At 32.3% G+C, this 24,185-nt stretch carries 27 protein-coding genes and 2 tRNA genes; 3 read left to right on the top strand and 26 right to left on the bottom strand.

What is annotated here, in order from left to right:
• Positions 1–10: 10 nt before the first annotated feature.
• The 18 genes from CM54_RS11095 to CM54_RS11180 form a co-directional block, all read right to left on the bottom strand.
• Positions 11–84, bottom strand: a tRNA-Gly gene (locus tag CM54_RS11095).
• A 22-nt stretch (positions 85–106) separates the two neighbouring features.
• Positions 107–193 (bottom strand) — tRNA-Leu (locus CM54_RS11100).
• A gap of 275 nt (positions 194–468) precedes the next feature.
• Entirely contained in the window at positions 469–927 is a 459-nt protein-coding gene (locus CM54_RS11105; RefSeq protein ID WP_037551231.1) for a SprT family protein, read from the bottom strand.
• Positions 920–3,070 (bottom strand): Tex family protein, encoded by a 2,151-nt coding sequence (locus CM54_RS11110; RefSeq protein WP_037551232.1) that lies wholly within the window; start codon positions 3,068–3,070, stop codon positions 920–922. The genes CM54_RS11105 and CM54_RS11110 overlap by 8 nt, the downstream gene beginning before the upstream one ends.
• A 165-nt stretch (positions 3,071–3,235) precedes the next feature.
• On the bottom strand, positions 3,236–4,006 hold the full coding sequence (gene sigB, locus CM54_RS11115) for an RNA polymerase sigma factor SigB (RefSeq protein ID WP_002435824.1): 771 nt from the start codon (positions 4,004–4,006) through the stop codon (positions 3,236–3,238).
• Positions 3,981–4,460 carry an anti-sigma B factor RsbW gene (rsbW, locus tag CM54_RS11120; RefSeq protein ID WP_002435518.1) on the bottom strand — a complete coding sequence of 160 codons (480 nt, stop codon included), beginning with the start codon at positions 4,458–4,460 and terminating at the stop codon, positions 3,981–3,983. Before rsbW ends, sigB begins: the two co-directional genes overlap by 26 nt.
• Position 4,461: 1 nt before the next feature.
• The gene (locus tag CM54_RS11125) at positions 4,462–4,788 is read right to left on the bottom strand and encodes an anti-sigma factor antagonist (RefSeq protein WP_002435753.1); all 327 of its coding nucleotides are present in this window, start codon (positions 4,786–4,788) and stop codon (positions 4,462–4,464) included.
• A gap of 101 nt (positions 4,789–4,889) precedes the next feature.
• The gene (locus CM54_RS11130) at positions 4,890–5,867 is read right to left on the bottom strand and encodes a SpoIIE family protein phosphatase (protein ID WP_443027721.1); all 978 of its coding nucleotides are present in this window, start codon (positions 5,865–5,867) and stop codon (positions 4,890–4,892) included.
• Positions 5,868–6,269: 402 nt separating this feature from the next.
• Positions 6,270–6,626: a type II toxin-antitoxin system PemK/MazF family toxin gene (locus tag CM54_RS11135; protein WP_002435799.1), complete on the bottom strand. Its 357-nt coding sequence runs from the start codon at positions 6,624–6,626 to the stop codon at positions 6,270–6,272.
• Complete coding sequence (gene mazE, locus CM54_RS11140) at positions 6,623–6,793, bottom strand: type II toxin-antitoxin system antitoxin MazE (protein ID WP_002435513.1); 171 nt, start codon at positions 6,791–6,793, stop codon at positions 6,623–6,625. Before mazE ends, CM54_RS11135 begins: the two co-directional genes overlap by 4 nt.
• A gap of 88 nt (positions 6,794–6,881) precedes the next feature.
• Positions 6,882–8,030 carry an alanine racemase gene (gene alr, locus CM54_RS11145; protein ID WP_037551238.1) on the bottom strand — a complete coding sequence of 383 codons (1,149 nt, stop codon included), beginning with the start codon at positions 8,028–8,030 and terminating at the stop codon, positions 6,882–6,884.
• A 66-nt stretch (positions 8,031–8,096) separates the two neighbouring features.
• A complete protein-coding gene (gene acpS / locus CM54_RS11150) occupies positions 8,097–8,453 on the bottom strand; it encodes a holo-ACP synthase (protein ID WP_002435510.1) in 357 nt (118 codons plus the stop codon).
• Positions 8,454–8,501: 48 nt separating this feature from the next.
• The gene (locus tag CM54_RS11155; protein ID WP_037551240.1) at positions 8,502–9,002 is read right to left on the bottom strand and encodes a PH domain-containing protein; all 501 of its coding nucleotides are present in this window, start codon (positions 9,000–9,002) and stop codon (positions 8,502–8,504) included.
• The gene (locus CM54_RS11160; RefSeq protein WP_037551242.1) at positions 8,995–10,494 is read right to left on the bottom strand and encodes a PH domain-containing protein; all 1,500 of its coding nucleotides are present in this window, start codon (positions 10,492–10,494) and stop codon (positions 8,995–8,997) included. Before CM54_RS11160 ends, CM54_RS11155 begins: the two co-directional genes overlap by 8 nt.
• Entirely contained in the window at positions 10,487–10,966 is a 480-nt protein-coding gene (locus tag CM54_RS11165; RefSeq protein ID WP_037551244.1) for a PH domain-containing protein, read from the bottom strand. Before CM54_RS11165 ends, CM54_RS11160 begins: the two co-directional genes overlap by 8 nt.
• Before the next feature lie 122 nt (positions 10,967–11,088).
• On the bottom strand, positions 11,089–12,624 hold the full coding sequence (gene cshA, locus CM54_RS11170) for a degradosome RNA helicase CshA (protein WP_002435499.1): 1,536 nt from the start codon (positions 12,622–12,624) through the stop codon (positions 11,089–11,091).
• A 303-nt stretch (positions 12,625–12,927) separates the two neighbouring features.
• Positions 12,928–14,283 (bottom strand): UDP-N-acetylmuramoyl-tripeptide--D-alanyl-D-alanine ligase, encoded by a 1,356-nt coding sequence (locus CM54_RS11175; protein ID WP_037551246.1) that lies wholly within the window; start codon positions 14,281–14,283, stop codon positions 12,928–12,930.
• A 15-nt stretch (positions 14,284–14,298) separates the two neighbouring features.
• Positions 14,299–15,369, bottom strand: a complete 1,071-nt coding sequence (locus CM54_RS11180) for a D-alanine--D-alanine ligase (RefSeq protein ID WP_002435813.1) — start codon at positions 15,367–15,369, stop codon at positions 14,299–14,301.
• Between the two features lie 404 nt (positions 15,370–15,773).
• On the opposite strand from CM54_RS11180, the gene CM54_RS11185 reads away from it, so the two are divergent.
• Positions 15,774–16,985, top strand: a complete 1,212-nt coding sequence (locus CM54_RS11185) for an FtsW/RodA/SpoVE family cell cycle protein (RefSeq protein WP_037551248.1) — start codon at positions 15,774–15,776, stop codon at positions 16,983–16,985.
• Positions 16,986–17,041: 56 nt separating this feature from the next.
• Here the strand turns inward: CM54_RS11185 and CM54_RS12675 are convergent, their stop codons facing one another.
• From CM54_RS12675 to csoR, 3 genes are all read right to left on the bottom strand, one after another.
• Positions 17,042–17,179 (bottom strand): Lmo0850 family protein, encoded by a 138-nt coding sequence (locus CM54_RS12675; RefSeq protein WP_002435861.1) that lies wholly within the window; start codon positions 17,177–17,179, stop codon positions 17,042–17,044.
• A gap of 136 nt (positions 17,180–17,315) precedes the next feature.
• On the bottom strand, positions 17,316–17,522 hold the full coding sequence (gene csoZ, locus CM54_RS11190) for a putative copper chaperone CsoZ (RefSeq protein ID WP_037551250.1): 207 nt from the start codon (positions 17,520–17,522) through the stop codon (positions 17,316–17,318).
• 14 nt (positions 17,523–17,536) lie between these two features.
• A complete protein-coding gene (csoR, locus tag CM54_RS11195; protein WP_002435858.1) occupies positions 17,537–17,830 on the bottom strand; it encodes a copper-sensing transcriptional repressor CsoR in 294 nt (97 codons plus the stop codon).
• A gap of 185 nt (positions 17,831–18,015) precedes the next feature.
• Between csoR and cls the strand changes: the two genes are divergently transcribed.
• Positions 18,016–19,500: a cardiolipin synthase gene (gene cls, locus CM54_RS11200; protein WP_002435854.1), complete on the top strand. Its 1,485-nt coding sequence runs from the start codon at positions 18,016–18,018 to the stop codon at positions 19,498–19,500.
• A 56-nt stretch (positions 19,501–19,556) separates the two neighbouring features.
• Positions 19,557–20,219 (top strand): HD domain-containing protein, encoded by a 663-nt coding sequence (locus tag CM54_RS11205; protein ID WP_037551260.1) that lies wholly within the window; start codon positions 19,557–19,559, stop codon positions 20,217–20,219.
• Positions 20,220–20,277: 58 nt separating this feature from the next.
• Here the strand turns inward: CM54_RS11205 and yidC are convergent, their stop codons facing one another.
• The 5 genes from yidC to tenA form a co-directional block, all read right to left on the bottom strand.
• On the bottom strand, positions 20,278–21,150 hold the full coding sequence (gene yidC, locus CM54_RS11210) for a membrane protein insertase YidC (protein WP_002435877.1): 873 nt from the start codon (positions 21,148–21,150) through the stop codon (positions 20,278–20,280).
• A gap of 88 nt (positions 21,151–21,238) precedes the next feature.
• Complete coding sequence (gene thiE / locus CM54_RS11215) at positions 21,239–21,877, bottom strand: thiamine phosphate synthase (RefSeq protein WP_037551262.1); 639 nt, start codon at positions 21,875–21,877, stop codon at positions 21,239–21,241.
• Positions 21,878–21,883: 6 nt separating this feature from the next.
• Positions 21,884–22,672 (bottom strand): hydroxyethylthiazole kinase, encoded by a 789-nt coding sequence (gene thiM / locus CM54_RS11220; RefSeq protein ID WP_037551264.1) that lies wholly within the window; start codon positions 22,670–22,672, stop codon positions 21,884–21,886.
• Positions 22,665–23,486, bottom strand: coding sequence for a bifunctional hydroxymethylpyrimidine kinase/phosphomethylpyrimidine kinase (gene thiD / locus CM54_RS11225; protein ID WP_037551265.1), 822 nt, complete (start codon positions 23,484–23,486; stop codon positions 22,665–22,667). Before thiD ends, thiM begins: the two co-directional genes overlap by 8 nt.
• A complete protein-coding gene (tenA, locus tag CM54_RS11230; protein WP_037551267.1) occupies positions 23,479–24,168 on the bottom strand; it encodes a thiaminase II in 690 nt (229 codons plus the stop codon). The genes thiD and tenA overlap by 8 nt, the downstream gene beginning before the upstream one ends.
• Positions 24,169–24,185: the final 17 nt, after the last annotated feature.

Raw genomic sequence — 24,185 nt, forward strand, 5'->3', positions numbered from 1 at the left:
AAATATTAAATGGAGCGGGTGATGGGAATCGAACCCACAACATCAGCTTGGAAGGCTGAGGTTTTGCCATTAAACTACACCCGCATGTAGTATTAAATATATGATTTGGTGCGGCCGAGAGGACTTGAACCTCCACGGGATTAACTCCCACTAGGCCCTCAACCTAGCGCGTCTGCCATTCCGCCACGACCGCTGGCAAAACGCATAATTAAACTTTTAATTATCGAGAACAATAACCATTGTAAATTGTCGGTTACATTTTGTCAACACAAAATTAACTTAAAATTAATATTGTTAATTAAGGTTTGTTTTACTTTCCTTGTTAAGACAACGATATCTATAATATATCATGTAATAATTATTGTCAATGTTTTTCACAACAAAATTTATATCAATTATAAAAAAGGTTGTTAGAAAACAGCATCTGCTTTTAACAACCCTTTTACTAAATATATATTTATATTTTTTCTATTTCTCAAAAACTTTAACTAATTTAAGTTTGCCACCGCAATGCCCGCATCTCATTATTTGAGTGTTCACTCTTTTAATACGTAAATAATTAGCTTTACAACTAACACATTGATATTTGTAATTAGCTCGACTTTCATATGTTTCAGTCGGATTGCAAAACCTTGGTGCACCTACTTTAGCGCTTAAAGCTTTGAAATCTGTATCTCTGTGTTGATACCCTTTACCAGCAAGATGAAGAAAATAATGACAAAGTTCATGTTTAACTATTTGAACTATTGCATCTTCTCCAAAATGCTTTAATTGTTTAGGGTTTATTTCTATATTGTGGCTTTTTAACAAATATCTTCCACCTGTAGTACGTAATCGTTGATTAAAATAAGCCTTATGTTTGAAAGGTACTCCAAAGTATTTGATGGCCAAGTTTTCAGTTAATCTTTGAAGTTCAATATTATTCATTTGGATCAATCATCGTTAAAGATACTTTGCCTTTATTTTCATCGATATCCAGAATCCAAACATCCACAATATCTCCCACACTTACAATATCCATAGGATTCTTTACAAATTTCTTAGAAAGTTTAGAAACATGGACTAATCCATCTTGTTTAACACCTATATCAATAAATGCACCAAAATCTACTACATTTCTAACAGTACCATTTAATTTCATGCCTTCATTTAAATCTTCAATGGATAATACATCAGATTTAAGGATTGGTGTCTCAAATTCATCTCTTGGATCTCTATTAGGCGCAATAAGTGATTTGATAATATCTTCTAGAGTGGGTTCACCAATATTCAATTGTTTCGCAAGCCCTTCAATATTCACATCACTTAATGTTGATTTTAATTGATCCGTACCTATATCATTAGCGCCTAAACCTAGTTGCTCTAATATTTCATAAGTCACTTCATAACTCTCAGGGTGAATCGCAGTATTATCTAATGGTTCTGAGCCATCAACGATACGTAAAAAGCCTATACTTTGTTCAAAAGTTTTAGAACCCAACCGTTTAATTTTACTAATTTCTTTATTATGTTTAATAGGTCCATTTTCTTCTCTATAATCAATAATATTTTGCGCAATAGTTGAAGATAGTCCTGAAACACATTGAAGTAAAGATTTTGAAGCTGTATTTACATCTACGCCTACTTGGTTAACTGCAGTTTCAACTACGAAAGTAAGCGCATTGCTTAATTCTTTCTGATTTACATCATGTTGATATTGCCCTACCCCAATAGATTTTGGATCTATTTTAACTAATTCGCTTAATGGATCTTGAACTCTTCTACCTATAGATACAGCGCTTCGTTCTTCAACTTGAAAATCTGGAAACTCTTGTCTGGCAATTTCTGAAGCAGAATACACAGAGGCTCCCGCTTCATTGACAATGATGAATTGAGCATCTAATTTATATTTTTTAATTACATTTGCTACAAATTGTTCAGTTTCACGGCTAGCTGTTCCATTTCCAATCGCTAGTAATTCAATTTGATAATCTTTAATCATGTTGACCAGTTCTTTTTCAGAAGCTTCGATTTTAGATTTTGGAGGATGAGGATAAATGACGCTTTTAGCAATAAACGTTCCAAAAGGATTAATAACTGCTAACTTACATCCCGTTCTAAATGCCGGGTCCACACCGAGAATTTGTTTTCCTTTCATAGGTGGTTGTAAAAGTAAGTTTCTTAAGTTCTCACTAAAAACATCGATGGCATGTGTTTCTGCTTTCTGAGTTAAATCTCCTCGAACTTCTCTTTCAATCGAAGGCATAATTAATCGTTTAAGACTATCTTCAATAGCCTCTGCAATATAAGGACTTGCTTCATTATTTACTTGAATTAATTGTCGTTCAATGTCTTTTTTAATTCTTGATGTGTCAAATTCTATTTTAACGTTTAATACTTTTTCTTTCTCCCCACGATTCATAGCTAAAATTCTATGATTTGCAACACGCTTTACTGGTTCAGAATAATCATAATACATTGAGAAGATTTCTTTTTCATCTTCTGCTTTTTTCTTCTTAGCAGACACAATTTGACCTTGATGATATACATCTTTTAAAAGTCTTGAACGATATTTAGGGTCATCTGAAACTTGTTCAGCAATAATATCCTGTGCCCCTTTAATAGCATCTTCTACTGTAGAAACTTCTTCATTTATGAATTCTTGTGCTTTTTCATCAACATTCTTATCTAAATTCTTCTGAAGTAACCATTTTGCTAAAGGCTCCAACCCTTTTCTTTTAGCTTCAGTAGCACGTGTTTTCTTTTTCTGTTTATAAGGACGGTATAAATCTTCAACTCTTTGTAGTTTTGTCTGTTTAATAATATCTTTTTTTAAGTCTTCAGTTAGCATGCCTTGTTGTTCAATACTATGTATCACTTCATCTTTTCTTTTTTGAAGATTTTCCATATATCTATATTCATCATCAATTTGCTTAATTTCAACTTCATCTAGACCACCAGTTGCCTCTTTACGATATCTTGCAATAAATGGCACAGTGTTGTTATCTTCTAAGAGTTCAAGAACTGATTTAATTTGTTTCTCTGAAAAAGAATACTTTTCAACGATTGTTTGAATTAAATTTTTGTCCATTGTTCTACCACGCTTTTCTTTAAAAATTTCTTCACTAGTTTAACATAATTTTATAACTATATTCTTCCTAGATATAATTTAGAATGCTTTAATCTTTTTTAAAGTTAAAAATTCTAACATATAAAAAGAAGTTCATTAACTCAGTCAATGAACTTCTTTTTATATTTATTGTTTAGCTGCTTCTTGCAACTTTTTGATTGCAGTACGTTGCAAGCGAGAGACATGCATTTGACTTAAGCCAATACGTTCGCCTGTTTCCTTTTGGCTTAAACCTTCTATAAATGTACATTGAATAATTTGTCTTTCTCTATCAGATAATATAGGTAAAATACGTTCTAGAATCATTCTCTTTTCAGTTAAATCATAATTATCATCTTGTTGACCCATAATATCTAATAGAGTGACAGTTGATCCGTCTTTATCTGCTTCAATAGAATGATCGACACTAAGCGCATTATAACTTTGACCCATCTCCATCGCTTCCAAGACTTCTTCATCCGAAACTTCAAGTCGTTGAGCAATTTCACTGATGGATGGTGAACGCTCAAGCTCATTTGTAAGTTCGTCACTTATCTTTTTAATTCTTGGACCAATTTCTTTAATACGTCTTGGTACATGAACACTCCATGTTTTATCTCTTAAATACCTTTTTATTTCACCAATTACGGTTGGAACTAGGAATGCTTCAAATTTTCGATCAAATGACAAATCAAATCTATTGATGGCCCCTATTAAACCAACCATACCAACTTGAACTAAATCTTCATGATGTGATTGCCCTTTTGAATATTTATATGCTAAAGATTCTATTAGTTTGCGGTAATGCGTAACTAATTTATCTTGAGCTTGGCTATTTTCATTTTCTTGGTGCTCTTTAATCCATTGGTTAATTTGTTCAGGTGATACATCATTAGCTGATTTCGACTCTTTCGCCATTATTTCGCACCTGCTCTTTTTTAATATACTTAATCATACTGATTGTAACACCAGATTCTTTATAGACCTTCACTTCGTCCATTAATGATTCAATAAGGAATAATCCTAAGCCGCCTTCGCGAAGAAAATCAATGTTTTCGTTATCGTCGTAAGGACCTAATTTTGATTTTGTTGTTTCATAATCAAAGCTTTCACCTTGATCTGAAATAACTATTTTTATTTTATCATCAAATATCTCAAAACATAAATTAATCATACCGGTTTCAGTATTTTGTTTATAAGCATGTTTTACAGCGTTAGTCACTGCCTCACTTACAGCAATTTTAGAATCTTCAATATCGTCATAAGATGCTCCAGCTCTTGAGAATACACCAGATAATGTTAAACGTATTAAACTTACGTATTCCGCAGAGGCTGGTAACCGCATTTCAATGTAATCTTGTCTTGATTGCATGTTATTCAACCTCCGTTCCTTCATTAACATGCATTAAATCTTTCAAACCGGTAATATCAAATAATCTACTGATTCGATCAGAAACACCTAATATATATAAATCTTTATCATTTTGGTTTAATGCTTTTAACGTTCCTACAAATAAACCTAATCCTGTAGAGTCCATGTAACTTACGTTAGCTAAATTAACATGAATGTCATGAGTCCCTTCTTGTCGCATTGGTACAAGTACCTCTTCTAATTCAGGTACTGTATATACATCTAATTCTCCGCCAACTTTAACTTCATAATAATCGTCATGAGTTACAGTTTCTATATTAAGATTCATTCGATACACTCCTAGTCTTTATCAAATCTGCTTCATTTCTACATTTGTGTTCAAAAATATGTATACCCTATGACTTGAAACTTTAATCTAAATTAGTTAAATTAATTTACTCTTTTTATAATTAAAATTGTCATATCGTCTTTTCTACTAGGATTTTGAACTTTTAAAATTCCTTCATAAATAATTTGAACTATATCTTGTGGATGCATATGTTTATATTTTTGTATTAAATTTAACAATTTATCTTTATCGATAAATTCACCTTCTCTATTTCGTGCCTCAGTTACACCATCAGTAAAGATAATTATTAAATCTTCGAGATAAATAGGTATCTCTTGTTGATTATATCGAGTTTTCTGACTTACTCCAAGCACACGCCCACGAACGTCAATCTCTTCAAATTGTTCTGTTTCAGCTCGATAAATATAACCAGGCTCATGCCCTGCAGAACTACAATATAAAAGATGATTCATTTCTTCATACAAGCCATAAAACATCGTTACAAACATATTTTGGTTGACGTTTTTTTCGACAACTCGGTTAAGACGCTTTAATCCATCACTAGGCAATTGAGAGTGACCATATGAATCCATTCCAAATTTAATCATACTCATAGCTAAAGCAGCAGGTATACCTTTACCGATAACGTCCGCAACAGCGAAACTCATAGTCCCGTCTTTATGATCAATTAAATTAAAATAATCGCCACTTACCTTTTGAGCCGCTACGGAAATTACACCGATTTGTATACTATCGAATTGAGGTATATCTGTTTTAAGCATAGTTTGCTGAAGTCTAGAAGCCAAATCAATTTCTTTGTCGTGAACTTGTAATTTATTAACTAATCTTTGATAATCTCTATAACTATAACCGAATCCTTTTACTACGTCTTGAAGGACATCTAATGTACCGAGTATTTCTTTTTCTTCTAAATCTAATTGGTTAATATATGATTTATGAATTTCTACAATATCTTCTGGCAGTAAATCCTTTTTAATTACTTCATTTGTAAATTCTTCGCACTTTTTTATAAGTTGCGTTCGGTTTTCAGTAGTTAAACTTTCTTTTACAAGTTCCATATAATCTTTCTTAAATTCTTCCACAAGATGTGCCTCCTTACTTCCAATTCACAATTCCATATGCTTTTAATCTGGTACTTTTTGGAATTCTTTTTTATCTATAAAATGAATAGCAAATAACTAAAAAGCCACAGTTTCTTAATATCTAAAAAAGACTTTAGGATTGGAATACCTAAAGCCGAAAAACTCAAGACATTCTTTTATAATAAATGTATTTACATAATAACTATAATTATATGCTATTTAACTAATGAGAGGTAGCACTAGTCTTGATTTGCAAAAATTCTTGATGTAAGCAATCGGTCTAAAGTTACCTAGTTAATTAAGAGTTATAATTATTATAAAGTTATTGTCTTTAAATTCATTATTTTATTTATGTTAACTACATATAAAACGCTATAATCATTGATGGTCAAAATTATGTAATCCTAGACTGATATCTAGGGCGTTGTCAACTTCCTTCATCTTACTTTCAGACAAATAGGTCAACTTCTCTTTTAAACGTTTTTTATCTAGTGTTCTAATTTGTTCAAGTAAGATAACAGAGTCTTTATCTAACTTATATTTTTTCTTTTCAATTTCTACATGGGTTGGTATCTTCGCTTTATTAATCCTACCTGTAATAGCAGCAACTATGACAGTTGGACTATATTTATTACCAGTATCATTTTGTATAATTACAACAGGTCTTACTCCCCCTTGTTCAGACCCTTGAACTGGTGATAAATCAGCTAAGTAAACATCGCCTCTTCTAATCATTCATTCTTAGAGTTAGAAGTAAGATATGTTTCATTACAATCGCAAGCTTCACATTCGATGGGAAAAGCTTCCGTTGCTAGGGAGAGGTTTAAATCGGCCATTTGTGCATAGCCTTCTTTTAATGATTGTTCAAGACTGTGACTCCTAGATTGATTAAAAGATAACATATGAAGAACCTCCATCTGATTCCAAAAAAGTTGTTATTTAACCTTTAATTTATGTTTATAATAACAAATTTTTAACGCAGTGACTATACTATTTTAACAAATCGTTCGTAACCACTTGTTCTTCATTATGGTGATAGATTCTTGGTAAACGTTTTGATAAGTTACACAATACTTCATAATTGATTGTATGTTGCTTTTCAGCTAGAGACTCAACGGACTGTGGTGAATCTATATGATTATCCATCAATATCACTTTGTCTCCCATCTTCACATCATCAGGCACGCTCACTATGGTCTGATCCATACAAACCCGACCTACCACTTCACATTGATGGCCATTAACATTCACATAAGCACCTTGCATAGCTCTTAAATAACCATCGGCATATCCAACTGGTAGTATAGCAATTTTCATTTCTTTTTCAGCTGTAAAAGTTCGTCCATAGCTCACAGTTTCGCCAACTTTAAGAGATTTCACTTGTACTATTTCAGTAACGAGTTGAGCACTTGGTCGAAGATGTACTTTGACATTATCCCTAACATATTGTGAAGGATAATACCCATATAATGAGATACCTAATCTTATCGCATTACAAAATTGTCCATCCATTAATAAAGAAGCTGCAGAGTTTTGTGAATGAATGTAATTTGGTTTTTCAACTTGATTAACAATATCTTTAAAAAATTCATACTGTTCATTCATAGAATCCCCTGGTTCATCTGCGCTAGCGAAATGTGTAAACACGCCTTCAAATACAAGATCATCTTTTTTATTAATTATATCAACAACATCTTTATACTCTTCAACATCTTTCATACCTAATCGACCCATACCAGAATCTATTTTGGCATGTAACCAAAGTTTTTTCTCATTTTTTTCAGGTATATTTCTAATAGCTTCTTTAAGCCAAGCTTTTGAAGGTACAGTAAGAGCTACACGATGTTGAATAGCTTTACTTATGTCTTTAGTTGGAATGACACCTAAGACTAGTAGTTTTGCATCAATTCCATGCATTCTTAATTCGATTGCTTCATCAAGTGTTGCAACTGCGAAAAACGAAGCCCCATGTTCCATTAGGTGATGTGCTACTTTTACACTACCTAATCCATAACTATTAGCTTTAATGACTGATATAACAGTCTTGTTATGATGTAACTGATTGAATGTTTGATAATTGTTTAATATTGCATCTAAATTAACATTTAAATAGGTTGATCTATAGAATTTTTCCGACATGAAAAGGTCCTCCTTGAAACTACTCGCTTAATACTAAAATATTAATACATTTATTATATAACGCCTTTATTCTAATTTTTCTAAGGTAACTTGACTCATTGCATAATTATCTGTATGGGTAATGCTTACATGAGCTCTAAATCCATCATAGTCGATACATGGCTTACCTAATTCATCGTTATAGCAATTGATATCTTTAAAAGATATCGTCTGACCTAACCCTGTACCCAATGCTTTACTAAAAGCTTCTTTAACAGCAAAACGACCTGCTAAAAATTCAATCTTACGCTTTTCATGAGTGAATTTTTCAAACTTTAGCTTTTCATTTTCAGTTAATACTCGGTCAACTAATTTAGGTTGTTTATATAACACCTTTCTAATACGCTCAATTTCTATCAAATCTATACCTATTCCATGTATCATAACTTCGCCTCTTTAATCACTTTCAATATAGTTTCTATTCATAGTATCTTATTCATCATCGCCGTTTAACATATCATGCGCATCTCTAGTTTTATTTTGTTTAATTAATAACTTTAATTTTTGAGCTTCATTTTTATCTATCAATTCAATTTCACTATTACCACCAGCTGTTGATAGCGTGAGAGTAGCTAGTTGATATCTTCTCATTATAAAACCCTCATTAATATCGATGTTCTGAATTCTAAAGTAGGGAATGATATTTGTCTTTATGAAAATAATGCCTCTTCTAACATGTACTTCATCTTCTTCAATTGCGTATCTAAAATTTTTATATCGAAATATGGGCATTACAAATATAAAAAAGACTCCTAAAATAACGACTCCAACTATTTCAGCAATGATGAGTGAACGATTATCTATCCAATGAAATTTCAACACATTAAAGATGGTAAATACGATTAATGCAATAGTAAAGATTGTTATCCATAGCAAAGCATTCATTCGCATTGCTTTTAAACCCTTTTTATTCATATAGTTATAATTACTCATGAGTATCACCTCTCATGTACCACTCTTTAAATTCATTAACTTTAGAAACATCTGTGTATTTAAGACCTATTTTTTTATTTTCAAAACCTTTGGCGATTATAAATTTAAAATTGGCCAAATGCTTTCTTTCTAATAAAGGATGCTGTCTAATTTCCATACCTATGACTTTATTGAGTTTGAAGTAGAATCTTTTCATATTAAGTAATGATGCTTTTTGGACAACAATTTCTTCATTTTCAAGGTAATAACCACTATATCGCACATATAATATGGCCCTTATTATTAATAAAATGATTAATAACCCCGCAATAACAAACGACCACGTAGACCAGAAATACCCTCCAATAAAACTAGCAATAATAAGGATAAGTGATGGTATAAGAAAATGTCGATGAAAACCTCTTAGTGGCATGCCAGTATGGGCTGTATTAAAACGCATTTCTGGTACCAATGATTGAATCACTTCATAAGCTTGTTGCCGTTTAATAAAAGGTAAAATCATTATACGTCCATTAACATCACTCGTCTCTGCAGAAGTAACAACGTCACTAGTAATATAAAAATGAATAGAAGTATAACCAAATAATCTTCTTAGATATGATTGATGTTCAAGTACACCTTGAAGTCGATTTGTTGGTACAGTGACATTCTTTTTTGTAAATAAGCCATATTGAATTTTAAGTTGATGACCTTGTTGCGTTACTTTATATCCATAGTATCTTATGAATGCGAGACACGTACCGATGATATAGCTCATTATTAAAACGACAACCACTATAGCAATTATTATGAAGAAAGTAGATTTTAAGACATATGAGAGTTCCCCACCTAATTTTTCCCAAGGTATAATGTCCGAGAAACTTCCCACAATTGGAGACAATGTTATTAATGTAATACCAATCGCACCACTAGTCATTGCCATAAATAATAATTGTTTAAATGGCATTTTAAAAATTGATTTAGTAGGTACATTTTTTAAGGATTCATTATCCTCGTCTTCATCCTTTTCAAAATCAACATTCACTTCAGCTTGATGCGTTGCGTTCAATTGTTGTTGTATGTTCTTAATCTCACTTTCAATCGATACACTTTGCTTCTTTGATATTGTACTTAGTTCAATACCGTCACTTGGAGTTTTAATAATAAGTTCTACGCCACCTACTATTTGATTCACAAAACCTTCAGTGGTATCAACTGATTGAATTCTACTAATATTGAGTTCTTTTCGCTCTTTATTTAATACACCTGTTGTAAGAATGAAATGATTATTTTCAATCCAATATCTAGTATTATAAACTTTGAAAATATTATAAAAGAAAGTTATTAAAAATATTAATGTCATGATACCTGGCCATAAGTATGAATAGAAATCATCATATTTAAAATCTTTAATATTAAACAGGAAAATAATAATTACAATAAAATTATTTTTAATAACATTAATTAGACTCGTTACATATGAGACCGGATGTAGCTTTTGTGGATTATACATCGTCATCTACACCTCTCAATCTATTTAATGCTTGATGCTCTATTACGTCTGCCTCTTTTTCTGAAACCATCGGCAGTGAAATTTCATGACCTGCTGTAACCAATTCAATTGTATTTATTTTAAATATTTTTGCTAGCGGATTTGTACTGACTGTAATATATTGCAACCTCTCTATCTTACTTAGTTCTTCCTTTTTAAAGAAAAAAGCTTGCTTCAAAATAATTGAATCGCCTTCAAATTTATAAAAATGGTATTTATATCTCAGAAATGGCCCAACAATAAAGTTTATAACTGAAATCACCGCAACTGTAATAAGTATGTATAGAATAAAGTTCCACCAATTATAAGTAGACCAACAATAATATAATATGCTCAAAATCACTAGTACTACAATTAAACCAATAAAACTAGTGATGTAATAGTACTTTAATGCATTTTTAGGACTGCGATGAAACGTACTATCAAGATTCATATTAAAGCTCCTTTAATTAATTTACTCACATTATAGCATAGAGTGTGATAGGTCTAAATAAAGCTTTAAATCTAAAAAAACCAGCTAAGTCAATAGACTTAACTGGTTAATAACATCATCGATTATTTTTGATGATCGGCAAATGTACGGCCTCTCATTGATTGGTTTGAACCTTTATTTTGTTTATCACGACGTTCGAATTTTTTATTATTTTTCTTTTTATTTGAATGACCTTTAGACCCTTTTGAACGTCTATTTTTATTATCAAATTTGCCATTGCCACGTTTGTTATTGTTACCTCTTCTTGAACCGCCACCTCTACTATTGCGATTCTTACGTGCTAATGGTTTCTCAAACGTTAACTGTACTTCAACTTCATCGTTTGCTTCTACTAATTCTTGTAGCAATGATGCAACTAACTCAGTGCTGTCATATTCTTCAAGTAATTCACTTGAAATGCGTTGTAAACGAGGTTCACTGTCTTTAGACATCCAGTTTTGAACTTTTTCTTTAATATCGTCTTCACGAGCTTTAAGTACTTCTTTACGATGTGGTGGTCTTAAAGCGTTCATTCGACGTCCATTGACATCTTCAATTTGACGTATATAATCCATTTCAATTGGATTTACAAATGTTACCGCGATACCTTCTTTACCTGCACGTCCTGTTCGACCTATACGATGAGTATAGCTTTCTGTATCTTGAGGGATATCAAAGTTATAAACGTGACTTACACCTGAAATATCCAAACCTCTAGCTGCTACGTCAGTGGCAACTAAAATGTCAATTTGGTCATTTTTGAATTTCTTCAAGACTTCTAAACGTTTAGCTTGAGTAATATCACCATGCAAGCCTTCTGCTTTATAACCTTTAGATAATAGCGCACTAGTTAATTCATCAACACGACGTTTCGTACGTCCAAATACAATCGCTAAATCTGGTTGATGCACATCAAGGAAATTTGTAAATGTATCAAATTTCTCTAATTCTTTAACAATAGTATAGTATTCATCTATTTGTGGATCTGACATTTCATTATTCATTGTTTTAATGATTTTAGGCGTCTTCATAAATTGTTGAACTAAGTCTTGAATTGCTTTAGGCATAGTCGCTGAGAATAACATTGTTTGACGCTGGTCAGATGGAATTTTGTCCATAATAAATCTCATATCGTCGATGAATCCCATATTCATCATTTCGTCAGCTTCATCTAAAATTAATGTATGAATACCATTAGTTTTTAAAGTACGACGATTTAGGTGATCAATTACACGTCCTGGAGTTCCTACTACGATTTGTGGTCCTCTTTTAAGTGCTTTTATTTGTCGTTCAATCGGCATTCCACCGAAGACCGTAACGACTTGAACATTTTGGCCTTTACTAAACTCTCTTAATTGTTCCGCAACTTGCATAGCAAGTTCTCTTGTTGGCGCTAAAATGAGTGATTGTACGCCTTGTTGGCCTACAACTTTTTCAATTAAAGGAATACCAAAAGCCCCTGTTTTCCCCGTACCTGTTTGGGCTTGACCAAGGATGTCGTCTCCTTCTAACGCATAAGGGATACTGTCTTTTTGGATAGGTGTAGGTTCTTTAAATCCCATAGATTCCAGTGTTTGAACCGTTCTATCCGAGATCCCTAATTCTTTAAAATTTTGCAAAATAATTCTCCTTTTTAAGTGTTTATTTCTTAATATACGTTTTTGCATATATGTTCACTTTTGTTTCATCAACTTCTATATAGTACCACCTTAAAAATATTATAGCAATAAAGCAGTTACTTACTTTCTTTGTTTTACTCTTAAATTTTAAATTTATTACTCTTAAAAAAGATAGCGCATCACATGATGTAAGCGGTTAAAATTTTTAAATCATTTTCAACGCAAAAAAACATGCATTTCAACTTACTCATCAACGTTTAGATCGAGAATATTGAAATATGCATGTTCATTTACTTTAAAATATTAAATTAATGCTTCGACTACTTCTTCAAGTTTCATACCTCGTGAACCTTTAACCAATATTTTATCGTTTTCTTTCACAATAGTCTTCAATTCTTTAATCAGTTCACTTTTATCATCAAAGTGTTGTGCAGTAGGCACTTCATTTTGACCTGTGTTAAAAATAAATCGTGCTTCATCACCATAAGTGTATAATACATCAATTGCTTTATTATTGAGATAAGCCCCGACTTCTTCGTGCATAGATTGACTATTTTCACCTAGCTCTAATACATCTGCTAGAATAAGGATTTTTCGCCCTTCCATACTACTTAGCGTATCGATGGCAGCTTTCATACTTGTCGGACTTGCATTATAAGCATCATTAATGACAGTTACGTTATTAGTAGTCTGGTGACGCTCCATACGCATACCTGTTAACTTAACATGATTAATATTGTCTTTTATTGTTTCATATGACAAACCAAGTTCATGTCCTATCGCAATGGCTATCGTCGCATTTTTCATATTGTGCGTACCTAGGATAGGTAGTGTAAAGCTTTCTTTATCATTTATTGTAAAAGCGATACCTTCTGTTTCTATATCATCAACATGACATACGAGCGTATTACTATTACCTAAACCTACACTTATTAATTTTGCTTTATTTAATTGTTCGAGATGCGGTTTTAGTAATGGTTCATCACCGTCGTATATGAATGTCCCATTCTCTTTAAGACCAATAGTAATTTCAGACTTGGCTTTAGCAATACCCTCTCTTGAACCTAAATCTTGCATATGTGATTCACCAATATTTGTGATGACTGCAATATCCGGTTGAGCAATTGAAGATAATAACTCTATCTCATGGAAGCCAGACATGCCCATTTCAAGAATAGAAATTTCTGTATCTTCATCTAAGTCTAATATTGTTAAAGGCATTCCAATCTCATTATTATAGTTACCTTGTGTTTTCTTTACTTTAAATTCTGTCGTTAAAACACTCTCAATCATATCTTTTGTAGTCGTTTTACCGTTTGATCCAGTTACTGCAATCACTTTAGGGTTCACATATTTAAGATATGCTTTGGCTAAGTCTTGTAATGCTTTAAGTGTATCTTCAACCCAAATAATTGGACCTTCGATATGCTCGCTTAACTCAGTTCCCTTTTCTGAAAATGAAGCACCAGCACCATCCTTTAAAGCTTGTGCAACAAATCGATGGCCATCTACGTTCTCACCTTTGAACGGGATAAAAAGCATATCCTTTTCAATGTTACGAGAATCAATAGTTACACCATTGATAGAATGGTTTAAATATTGTTCATCAATTTCGCAAGGTATCCAATGTTTGATTTGTTCTAATGTAACGTTAATCATATTTAAAATCCTCTATTAATCAATTTTATATTTATTTTTCTTTTTATCTTCATGACGTTCTTTAGCGAGATTTATTAATTTTGCAATTAAATCTGGATATGATAATCCCATATTCTCCCACAAGCTTGGATACATACTGAATGAAGTAAATCCTGGCATAGCATTTGTTTCATTAATATAGATTTGGTTGTCTTCTGTAACAAAGAAATCTGCACGTACTAAACCTGAACAATCAGTGGCTTTAAAAGCCTCTAACGCCATATTACGTAATGTCATTTGAACGTCTTGATCTAAATCAGCTGGTATTTGAAGCTGAACTTTACCATCTTTATATTTAGATTTGTAATCATAAAATGCCACATCTTTAACAACTTCTCCAGGCCATGTAGTTTCAGGATAGTCATTACCCAATACAGCCACTTCAATTTCACGTGCTTCAATTCCTTGTTCAATTACAAGTTTACGGTCAAATTGGAAAGCTTCCTCAATACCTGATTTAAGTTCTTCTTCATTATTACATTTACTAATACCAACACTTGAACCTAAGTTAGCAGGTTTCACGAAAACTGGGTAAGTTAATTTATCATTAACTAATTTAATAATGTTGTTCTCATACTTTTCATATTCACTTCTTAAGAAACTAATGTATGGTAATTGAGGTAATCCTCTATGTTCAAACAATTGTTTCATAACTAATTTGTCCATAGAACTTGAAGCTGCTAACACACCATTACCTACATATGGAATATCTAATACTTCGAATAATCCTTGAATCGTACCGTCTTCACCATTAGGTCCATGTAAAAGTGGGAATACTGCATCATAAGAACGTCCAGTACTACCTTTACTTAATAATTGTGATATTTCTCCCGCTTCAACATTATTTAAAACTAATTCGTCAGTAGATTTAATTTCATCAGTGATGTTTTCTTTCTTCTTCCATTCACCATCATTTGTAATATAAATAATATCTATTTGATATTGATCTTTGTTAATTGCGTTTAATACGTTTTGTGCTGTTAATATTGAAACATCATGTTCAGCACTTTTTCCTCCAAAAACGATACAAATATTCTCTTTTGTCATTTCGTTTTCCTCCATTACAATTACTCGGCTTATATGCCATTTATCTGTTTAATAATTGTGATATTTTATTTATTATGTATAGCTCAATGTACATAACGGTCTCTGAAACTTAATATTATCATATTTCTAAAATCAATTGCATTTGATAATCCATCAATAAATCTAATTTTTAGTGACTGTTTTAATTCCTCTACCTTTGAATGGAAAAGAAAGCTTATTTCTATATAATTTGTCGACTTGCCACTTTGATATTCTAGCAAATTTAAAAAAAGTCATGTAAAATCAATGTAGACTATTTATTAACCATTAAATTATGATTTTATATAGATTCATGAATGGTTTATGCTACAAATGAATCATTCATATATCATATTAATACGCGCATGATTATAAAGGAGTAGGAAATGAATTATTCATCTCGTCAACAACCAAGCAAACATTGGTTTCGTAAAGTCGACTGGATATTAGTGCTGGTAATTACTGTGTTAGCAATCATAAGCGTAACACTAATTAGTTCTGCAATGGGTGGCGGACAATATAGTGCGAACTTCAGTATTAGACAAATTATTTATTACATCCTCGGAGCTATTATGGCATTTCTGATTATGATAGTTTCCCCTAAGAAAATTAAACATAATACATATCTCTTATATTTCATTTTTTGTGTTTTACTCATAGGATTGCTTATTTTACCTGAAACAGCCATCACACCTGTGATCAACGGTGCGAAAAGTTGGTATAGCTTTGGACCTATAAGTATTCAACCTTCAGAATTTATGAAGATTATTTTAATTTTAGCCCTAGCTAAAACAGTTTCTAGACATAATCAATTTACTTTTAACAAATCGTTCCAGTCAGATTTAATGCTATTTTTAAAAATTATAGGTGTTTCAATATTTCCTATGCTATTAATTTTATTACAAAATGACCTCGGTACTACGCTTGTTATTTGTGCAGTTATCGCCGGTGTTATGATGGTTAGTGGTATTACTTGGAGAATCCTTGCACCTATATTTATTGCAGCAATTGTAGGTGGTGCTAGTATTATTTTAGCTATCATTTTCAAACCTACATTAATTGAAAATCTATTAGGAATTAAGATGTATCAAATGGGACGAATTAATTCTTGGTTGGATCCTTATACTTATAGTAGTGGCGATGGATATCATTTAACTGAATCACTTAAAGCAATTGGATCTGGTCAATTAATAGGTAAAGGTTACAATCACGGTGAAGTTTATATCCCTGAAAATCATACAGACTTTATCTTCTCAGTTGTAGGCGAAGAGATGGGCTTCATTGGGTCTGTTGTGCTAATTCTCATATTCTTATTTTTAGTGTTTCATTTAATTAGATTAGCAAGCAAAATCAATAGTCAATATAATAAAGTCTTTATTATCGGGTATGTTTCTCTTATCGTCTTCCATGTACTTCAAAATGTTGGAATGACGGTTCAATTATTACCAATTACTGGTATACCTTTACCATTTATTAGTTATGGTGGGAGCTCTCTTTGGAGTTTAATGACAGGCATAGGCGTCATTCTATCTATTTATTATCATGAACCTAAGCGTTATCAAGAACCTGATACTTTAGATACTGCTAAAACTGCATAATTTACAAACAAAAAAAGCACTCACACATAGTGAGTGCTTTTGATCATTTAAGCAAATTATTTTAACTCATGACTTACTTGATTAGATGTAGGTAAAGTATTAATAATATCTAAACGAGATTTAGTTTTTTTAATATTCACACCTAATGATGACAATAATTTGACTACGTTTTGAATCTTATCTGGATTCTTCACTATAATCACCTCGTTTGGATTGACTTCAAAATTATCATACCCCAATTTATACTACTTTACTACATCAATTGTTAAATTTTAAAAAATTATTTACAAATCTATAAATATGCTATATGTAAGTAAATTGAACATTACTCTAATAACGCACGCGAAAGCCAAAATCATATACTTCTTTTTCAATACTATTTAAATTCGCAGGCGTTTCAAATAATACCTTTATTTCTCCTACTTTACTATCAATATCTACTTTTTCGACACCAATCATATTTTCTAAACGTGTCTTTAATTGGTTTTCTTCCTCTATAGTCTCAATATTAGCAACATAAACAATTCCATTTTCCATTGTATTCTACCTCATCAATCTTTAATTAATTTTTGAAAAGTAACCAATAGTTCTTCCATCGCTTCTTCTTGCGCACCATTATTCACTTTATTCATAATACAACTTTTCATATGATGATCTAACAATTTAGTAGCCACACTGTTTAAAGCAGAGCGTGTCGCTCTTATTTGAGTTAAAACATCATCGCAATACACATCGTCTTCAATCATTCGATTAATTGCACGTACTTGACCTTCGATACGATTTAATCGTGACTTTAAATTTGCTTTCGTTTGCTCTGAGTGATGTGCAGTTTCATTTTCAGTCACAAGCGTCACCTCGTTTCTTTATTCTTCATCATCGTATTATTCAATAATTATTAAGTCAATTGATTCATTCACTTTTTAAAATAAAACCGACTATGATATTCAACATTCTTCATGCTATAATTGTATAGTTAAAACTTTTTTGAATATCTTCAACGAAATTATGAGAAATACAAAGGAGGTACCATATGTTAGAAGTCTTTACTATGGCGCTTCACCATTCAAATATAATCATTAATGTTATCTTAATTGGCGCTTTCATTTTAAACTTGATCTTTGCATTTACAATTATCTTTATGGAGAGACGTACAGCTAATTCTATATGGGCATGGTTACTTGTGCTCGTATTTCTACCTTTAATTGGGTTCATTTTATATCTATTGCTAGGTCGTCAAATCCAAAGAGATCAAATCTTTAAATTAAATAAAGAAGATAAAGTCGGTTTAGAAATGATTGTCGATGAGCAATTGGAAGCGCTCAAGAAACAAGATTTCTCTAAAGGTAACCATCAAATAGTTAAATTTAAAGAAATGGTGCAAATGTTACTTTATAATAATGCTGCCTTTCTAACGACTGATAATGATTTAACTATTTATACTGATGGTCAACAAAAATTCGATGATTTAATTAATGATATTCGTAATGCTCAAGACTACATACATATTCAGTACTATATCTTTCATAGTGATGGACTTGGGAAACAAATTCTTAGTGAGCTTGAAAAGAAAGCCGAAGAAGGCATTGAAGTGAAAATGCTATATGACGATATGGGTTCGAGGGACTTACGTAAAAAGGATTTAAAACATTTTAGAAATAAAGGTGGGCATGCTGAATCATTCTTCCCATCAAAATTGCCATTAATTAATTTACGTATGAATAACCGAAACCACAGAAAAATCGTTATTATCGACGGTAAAATTGGTTATGTTGGTGGTTTCAATGTAGGTGATGAATATTTAGGTAAATCTAAGAAGTTTGGTTACTGGCGTGACACGCATCTACGTATTGTAGGTGATGCTGTAAATGCATTACAACTTCGATTTATTTTAGATTGGAATTCACAATCTACCCGAGACAATTTAACTTATCAAGAACGATATTTCCCTGATGTTAATTCTGGAGGAACAATCGGCATTCAAATCGCTTCTAGTGGACCTGATGAAGATTGGGAACAAATCAAATACGGTTACTTAAAAATGATATCATCAGCTAAAGAATCAATTTATATTCAATCCCCCTACTTTATACCAGATCAAGCATTTTTAGACTCGATTAAAATTGCTGCACTTGGTGGTGTGGAAGTCAATATTATGATTCCAAGTATGCCAGACCATCCATTCGTATACTGGGCTACACTTAAAAATGTCGCATCTTTACTTGAGGCCGGCGTAAAGGTGTATCATTACGAGAATGGCTTCCTACATTCTAAAGTATTGGTCATCGATGATGAACTCGCAAGTGTAGGTACTGCTAATATGGATAATCGTAGTTTCACATTGAATTTTGAAGTAAATGCCTTTATTTATGATGAGAGTGTCGCACGCTCCCTTAAGCAAGCATTTATTAACGATATGAAAGTGTCATCTAGACTTACAGAAGAAAGATACGAGCAACGCAGTACTTGGATTAAATTTAAAGAAGGTATTTCTCAATTATTGTCACCAATTCTATAATAAATTGAAAGGTCTGGGTTGTTCCTAGACCTTTTTAATATGTGAAGGAGACTTTTATGGAAAATGAATTAAAAATTAAACACGCATGTAACTATATGAAAATGGTTCATAAAGATGATCACACTGGGCACGATATCGCGCATGTAGAACGGGTTCATACATTAGCAAAGTATATCGCTTTAAATGAGGGTTTAGTACATACAACGATTATAGAACTTGCCGCTTTATTACATGACACAGTAGATAGCAAAATAACGAATGAAGAACAAGCATATGATAAACTTTCTACTTTTCTAGAAACGATTGACTTAACCCAAGTTGATATTCAACATGTTTTACATATTATACAAAATATGAGTTACCGTGGTGGTAAAAACAATCAAGCCACATTATCAATTGAAGGACAAATCGTGAGAGATGCTGATCGTTTGGATGCGCTAGGCGCAATCGGAATTGCTCGAACTTTTCAATTCGCTGGATATTTCGGCGAACCAATGTGGACTGAATCTAACGTGCCATTCGAATCACTACATACTGATAATATTGAAGCATTTGATCCTTCAGCAATTAAGCACTTTTACGAAAAATTATTAAAACTTAAAAGTTTAATGCATACCTCAACTGGAAGAAAGCTTGCTGAAGAACGTCATCATTTTATGCTTCAATTCTTAAAACAATTTTTACACGAATGGAATTTCAATAACAACACAAATTTGTAAATTTGACATATGAAAAAGCCAGCAAATCATAATTTAATTTGCTGGCTTTTCTTATAACCTATTTCTTATTCTTTTTAGAAACAACTTGCGTATTTTTGCCTTTTTTATTAGAAGACGGATTATGTTCTTTTTCATATTGTTCGATGAAAGGTTGAACTTCTTTTTTAGCAAGTTTAGAGTAATACATATTTGCAAAATGCGTTTGTATTACTAAGAATAAGGCACTGACTGACCAATATAAACCAAGTGCAGATGACGCTTGTAATGAAATCCAAATAATCATGATTGGTGAAACAATCATCATCATGTATCCCATTTGGCGTTGCTCTTGAGGCATCGTTTTACTTGAAACATATGCTTGAACAAAGTAAAGAACACCGGCAATAATCGTAATCCAAATATCTGGTTTAGTTAAATTAAACCATAAGAAATGTGGATGATCAGAAAGTCCATTAACAAGTTTATCTTTTAATACGAAATATAATCCCATGATAATTGGCATTTGAATAAGCATTGGTAAACAACCGAGCATGCTCTTCATCGGATTCATATCATATTTTTTATAAACTTCCATCAATTCTTGGTTTGCCGCCATTTTCTCTTCTTGAGTACGAGCACGTTTAACTTTTTCTTGAATACCATCAACTTCTGGCTTAGCTACTTTCATTTTTTCACGCATCATATGACTATTTTTATAGTTTGATAACATGAATGGTAACAAGATTAAACGTATAACAAGAACTAAGATAATAATCGCTAGTCCATAGTCGTTATTAAATACATCATTTCCTAACCATTGTAAGAGATGTTTCATTGGCTGAACGAATGTATTAAAGAAGAATCCGTCCTGCTTTTCAGGTTTAGAGTAGTCACACCCTGCTAGAAAAACCATTATCCCTAAAAACAAAGGTAGTAACGCTTTTTTCTTCATTTTTCCACCTCTATTGTAATATTCACATAGGATTCATTTTATCATACTCATACTATAGTAGAAAACAAAAAGTGGAAAAATATATTGATTAATTAAAGTATTTACGAAAATGCTTAACAGTCTTGTCAATATTCTTACTTCTAGTTATTGCAGAAATTACTGAAACGCCATCAGCACCGGCTTCAGCAATTGGTTCAATATTTGTTTCATTAATACCACCTATTGCTACAATAGGTAATTCTCCAACATAATCTCGCAATTTTGTAATCATATGAGGACCAACAGGAGCGTTAGCATCATCTTTTGACGAAGTGGTATACATAGGCCCTACACCTATGTAATCCACTTGAGATAAATCCGATTGTTGATACTCATCTAAATTACCCACACTCAAACCTATAATTTTATTTCTAAACTGCATAGCAAAATCTTTAACTTCTTTATCATCCTGACCAACATGAACGCCATCAGCATCAATATCTTTTGCTAACTCTATATCGTCATTGACAATGAATGGTACGTGATATCTCTCGCATTTTCGTTTTAAATTTATTGCTAACTGTTTCTTCTCTTCACCTATTAAAGATGATGGGCCTTTTTCACGAAATTGATACATAGTGATTCCGGCTTTCAAAGCCTCATCAAGTACTTGTTCAATGGTTCTATTTTCTGGTATATCTTGAGTTCCACAAATAAAATATACTTGTAATTGCTCTGAGCTAAACATATAAGATTAAACCTCTACTTTATGTACATATTTTTCAAATGTTGTCTCATCAATTTGATACATTTGATCGAGCAATTCTGGTAAAAATGATCCAGGGCCATGGACATGGTTTTTATTTTCAGCTAATTCTGCAGCAATATTGTACACACTAACCGCTTCAATTAACTGTTCAATTTCTGGTCGAGTATTTCTAAATAAGAAGCTTGCCACTACTCCTCCTAAAAGGCAACCTGCACCGGTAATTTTAGCTAGAAGAGTTGAGCCATTAGCAAGTTTAACAATTTGATTATTTTGTGCGACAACGTCTTCCTTACCTGTAATGACAATTGCTGTTTCGAGATTTTTATGGGCCTTTCTAGCAATTTCAACTGCATCAAGTGAACTATCACTATCTGTTCCTTTCATCGTAGTTTGAGAGTCAACAAGCGTAAGTAGTTCTGATGCGTTTCCCTTTATTACAGAAACTTCAATTTGTTCTAAAAATCTCTTACAAAATTGTTTTCTGTAAGAAGACGCGCCTACTGCCACTGGGTCGAAGACAATTGGCGTACCTTGTTCGTTAGCGATTCTCCCTATTTTCATAATATCTTCTTCATTATCATGAGTTAGTGTACCTATATTAATCACTAATGCACTTGCCACTTTGTAAAATTCTTCTGCTTCTTCAGGTGCTTCACTCATTGCTGGACTTGCTCCTAAACTAAGTAACCCGTTAGCTGTAAAATTTTTAACAACGTCATTGGTATAGCAAACAATAAGTGGATTTTCTGAACGTAATCTTTCTAAATTATTCATCATCTAAACCTACTTTCTTTAAATATGCAAAGTGATTCACTGGACCTCTTCCTTTACCAATTTCAGGCGTATGTTCAATACTCATTGAAATAAACGACTTAGCTTTTTCTACTGCTTGATATATAGAACGACCTTTAGCTAGTTCTGCAGTGATTACTGCTGAAAATGTACAACCAGTTCCGTGTGTATGTTTAGTATCGAAGCGTTTATTTTCAAAAGTATAAACATCGTCCTTCGTAAATAAGAAATCTTTAGCGTTATTTAAATCAGCAGAATGACCACCTTTAATAACAACGCCTTTACTACCAATCTCATTGATAAAAATATCTCCTGCTTTGCGGATATTGTCTTCACTATCTATTTTCAAACCAGTAATTTCCTCTGCTTCAGGAATATTTGGTGTTACAACATCAGCTAAAGGTAATAAGGTAGTTTGTAAGTGAGATTTAGTATCATCGTCCATGAGTGAATCTCCACTCTTCGCCAACATAACAGGATCAATAACATAAGGAATATCTGAATACTTTTTCAAATAACTTTGTATCAGTTCCATTGTTTCTTTAGTCGCAATCATTCCTGTTTTTATAGCATGTGGTAATTCATCATCAAAAACACTATCAAGTTGCTCTTGTACCCAACTTGTTTCCAAATTATGAATGCTCTGAACACCTAGAGTATTTTGCGCGACAATGCTAGTGATTGCTGCCATACCGTATACGCCACATGAATGGAAAGATTTTAAATCAGCCATTACCCCTGCGCCACCAGTGGGATCTGTTCCAGCTATCGTTAATGCTATTTTAGGTTTATTCATGGTTTTCTCCTCCAAAATCCCATTTTTCATCGATATAAGCCATATTAAAGAAATGACGCTCATGTACTGTACTTTGCAAGAAGTTTTCTTTGATTTCTTGCTTTTCTTTGTCAGTACATTCTTCTGTTAAACGGTCCATCAATTGATCGAAAACATCAACAAGTGGATCCATTTCAGTACTATAAAAATCAAACCACTTTGCGGTAATTGAATCTTTATTTAATTTAGGATCTTTAATCGCACGCTTAGCTATAACTGCATAGACGTAAGGACAAGGTGCCATTGCAGCTATAGTGTATGCTGCATTTTCGTGAGCATAAGCATTATAATACATATGCTTAATATAGTGATCTCCACTTGGTGGCCAAACTTTTTCTTTAACAATTTCTTCATAAGATTCATTGATATAATCAGCCAGTACTTCATGTGCCTCTACTTCACCATCTAACATGAATTCAATCTGTTCAACTAAGAATTTTACATCTTGCATAGTGTGAACCTTTGGAATAAGTAAGGCATATAAGTTTGTAAATTCTTTTAAATATGATGCATCCGCTCTTAAATATTGACGTACTGCTTGTTTAGGTAAAGTCCCAGCTAATAATTCTTGAATAAAGTTATCATTGTAAATTCTTTCAATAATTGGTTGAGCTTCTTCCCTTAATTCTTGTGAAAATTTCATTAAATAAGCCTCCTTGG

The sequence above is a fragment of the Staphylococcus sp. TE8 genome (genome assembly GCF_000692055.1).
Taxonomy (GTDB): domain Bacteria; phylum Bacillota; class Bacilli; order Staphylococcales; family Staphylococcaceae; genus Staphylococcus; species Staphylococcus capitis.